Below are 3,238 nucleotides of genomic sequence, written 5' to 3' on the forward strand. Positions count from 1 at the left end.
CCCCGGTGATCTCATCTGGGCGGGCGCGTGCCAACTGACGATCAGGTGACGATAGCTAACCCTCACCTTTAAAACTCTCTAGTACTTGGCGCAGGACATAGCGATTATCCAATCCTGTGGACCCTCTGCAGACAGAGCAGGCCGCTCATGGCCGCTGATCGAGGATAACGAAATCAATTCGTCGGCGGACGGTAGACGTGATCTCGGCTTAGTGTTCTTGGCCTGCCGATGGCACCTGGAATGCTATCGCCTCCGGTCTGTCAGAAACCTTATAGCCACGACTATGCTTTGGTTGCACTTGGGTGCCGGTTTCGAGATCAGTCTCGAACCCGGCACCCAGGAACCGCGCCCACCATTTACTCGATCATCACCCAGAAAGAGTTCTCATCGCCGACTCGGAATTCGGCGAAGAATCTTTTCAGGGCATTTCCCTGGTCTCGGTTTTGCTTTGCATTGAGCGCACGAATCGAGAAGTCCCACTCAGCGCTCGCGGCTCCCTCTAATGTGGCCGCGAATGGATACTCATCACAGTTGAGGTCCTTCCACCTGACCCCAGGGGCAATGTATTTTTCCCATTGATAGTACTTGCAGTAGTTACTTCCCGGATTATCCGGCCACTCCTTCTGTGTTGGCTTGCCGAGATCGGAGATGAATGCACGTCTCGAGAATACGAGCCGGTTTTGTTGGTTCCTTTCATCGCTGGTGGTCCTGTGCAGCGGTTCGCCCGCATCGCTACCAATAGGAGCCGCCCAGTTCCCGGGGATACGCTTTGGCTGCTCAGTGCCGAGAACGTCCCTACTCGGCGGATTCGGAACCTCGGGATCCCCTTCCCGCTTGGGCGGGTTGGTACTCTTGTTCGTCGAGGGGTTGAGAGCGTCCTTGATGTGCTGAGCCACCTCTGGAAACTCCGTACCACTTTTCGTGGACATAACGAATACGCGTTTCGACCTGGTATTGATGCAGCCGCCGACTCGATCCTCGACCTGTGGATCATTCGCGCCGAACGCGAGACTGTCGCAACGGAAGTGGGGCATCCACCGCTTCCAGCCCATGGGCACATCCTTACCCTCGCGTGCGACGCCGACCCACTCGCCCTTGACGTCAATGACCTTCTGGCTGAAGAGGGGCAGGCGCAACCACTCCGACCCAGAGTCGGCGTAAAGCACGACCTCGGGATGGAACGCACAGGTGACTACGCCCGGATTATCAATGGTCGTTCGAATGTTGAAAACATCGTACGAGCTGGATTGCCAGGCGGAAATATCCTTCTTTTTCTCTCCGTCGCCAGTAGTACAGCCCTCATCCGTGAAAGGAGGATCCGGAATATATAGTCTCGTTGTAATGGGCATGGCACTCAACTGGTTTCCGGGCTTGACTACGCGCCCGCCTTCACCGATGAGCGCGAAATCATCGAGCTGGATGAACATCTTCATGTCCGTCGGCTTAATACCGGTCCCGGCCCCGTCCACCACACCGGTCCCGGTCGCGTTTCCGAGATAGCTGTGGATGACCACTGTGGCCCGGAAGCGGAGGGCGAGATCTTCATCGAACGGCTCAGCCACCTGCTTGCAGGCCCATTTGAGCACCGGATTCTTGAGCAGGCTCCCACAGCCGGCTTTCACCAATCTGCCGGTCGACTCGTCCTCTACGTAGTCGTTCACCTGGAGGTAAGAGGACCAGCACGAGTTGTACGGCAGCTCGCGGATTCGCGCATCGTACTCACCGTGCCCGGTTTCACTTCCGCTGACCTGACATGTTTGGAGATTGATGCGGTTGTAATCGAAATCGCCGGTTCCGGCCGCAGCTTGGGTAGACGCGGTCTTCTGCGGTGCGGCCGCAGCCACAGGTGCCGAGGCTGTGGCCGATGCGATCACACTGGCAACCTCAGCGGCGCTGAACGGGCGTTGGTAGATTTGAACCTCGTCGATGCTCCCGGCCATCGCCGCGCCGATCTGTAGTGGGGCTTGGGCGTTCCAGGCAGAGAAGGACAATTGTGTGGTCCCGGCCTGAGCACCATTCAGGTACAGGGTCACCGTCCGGGAGGCCGCGTCGTACACGCCCGCTAGGTGGAACCACTCATCGACAGGCGGCTCGACTCCGGACAACACGCCTTCGACCGTCGCACTAGTGGCGTCGGCACTGGTGAAGGTGAAGACCAGACCATGATCGGCGGTGTTGCCGAGGCGGAAGGGCACCTGGTGGGTGCCCTTCTGCTCGAGGACGATGTAGTCGCCGTCCTTGTTGCTCCAGCGCAGCCAGGCGGCCGTGGTGAAGCTTTGGTCGCTGAGGAACACCGGGCCGACGGTCTGGGCCAGGGGCTCTTCGCCGGGTTGGGTGACGCCGACAGTGACCTGCTGCCAGTCTGACCAGGACGAGGCGGCCTGGTCAGATACCGCGCGCAGGCGCCAGCGCACCTTCCATCCGCCGGTCAGTGTGCCCGCCGGGACGGCGATGCTCGTCTGAGTCCCGGAGCTGACGTTGTCAGCGCTGCCGGTCCAGATCTGGCCGCTGCCCTGCCCTGCGGGTGCGGCCGGGTCATGCTCGATCTCGGCTTCGGCGCGCAAGGCATGGCCGGTCGGGTGGGTGAGGGTGGCTTGCAACGTGGGGGTGAGCGTGGTGGTCACCGTCAGGCCGTCCACCACCTTTGACGGGGTGATCGTCAGGCCGGTGGCGGTGGGCTTAGGCAGGCTGACGGTGAAGGACTGCCAGTCCGACCAGGCGGAGGCTGCGGTCGCCGAGACGGCGCGGGCCCGCCAGCGCACCTTCCACCCATCGGCCAAGGTGTCCGCGGGGACGGTCAGGTCGGCCTGGCCGCCGACTGCGACGTTGTCGACGCTTCCGGTCCAGATCTGGCCTGTGCCCTGCCCTGCCGGGTCGTGCTCGAGTTCGGCCTCGGCGCGCAGTACGCCGCCGACCGGGTCGCTGACCTGGGTCAGTAGAGAGGGGGTGAGGGAGGAGGTGACGGTGGCGCCGTCCACCTGCTGGGAGGGGGATACCTGCAGCGGGCCCACGGCGGGTTCCGAGACCGGGTCCGGCAGGTCCACGGTGAGCGGCTGCCAGTGCGACCACGGTGAGCCGATCGTGGTGGCAGCGTTGACGGCGCGGACGCGCCAGCGCACCTTCCACCCGTCGCTCAGCTCGCCTGCGGGCAGGGTGAGGTCGGCCTGGGTGCCGGAGGCGACGTCGTCGGCGCTCCCGGCCCAGATCTGGCCTGTACCCTGCCCTGCCGGGGCGTCCG

Annotated in this window: 1 protein-coding gene; it reads right to left on the reverse strand. The window is 62.5% G+C overall.

Features of this window, described 5'->3' with window-relative positions:
• Positions 1 to 356: 356 nt before the first annotated feature.
• A partial coding sequence (locus tag BLQ73_RS30660; protein WP_143020558.1) for a LamG-like jellyroll fold domain-containing protein occupies positions 357 to 3,238 on the reverse strand: 2,882 nt, incomplete at its 5' end.

Origin of the sequence: Sinosporangium album (assembly GCF_900100605.1) — a bacterium.
GTDB classification, from domain to species: Bacteria; Actinomycetota; Actinomycetes; order Streptosporangiales; family Streptosporangiaceae; genus Sinosporangium; species Sinosporangium album.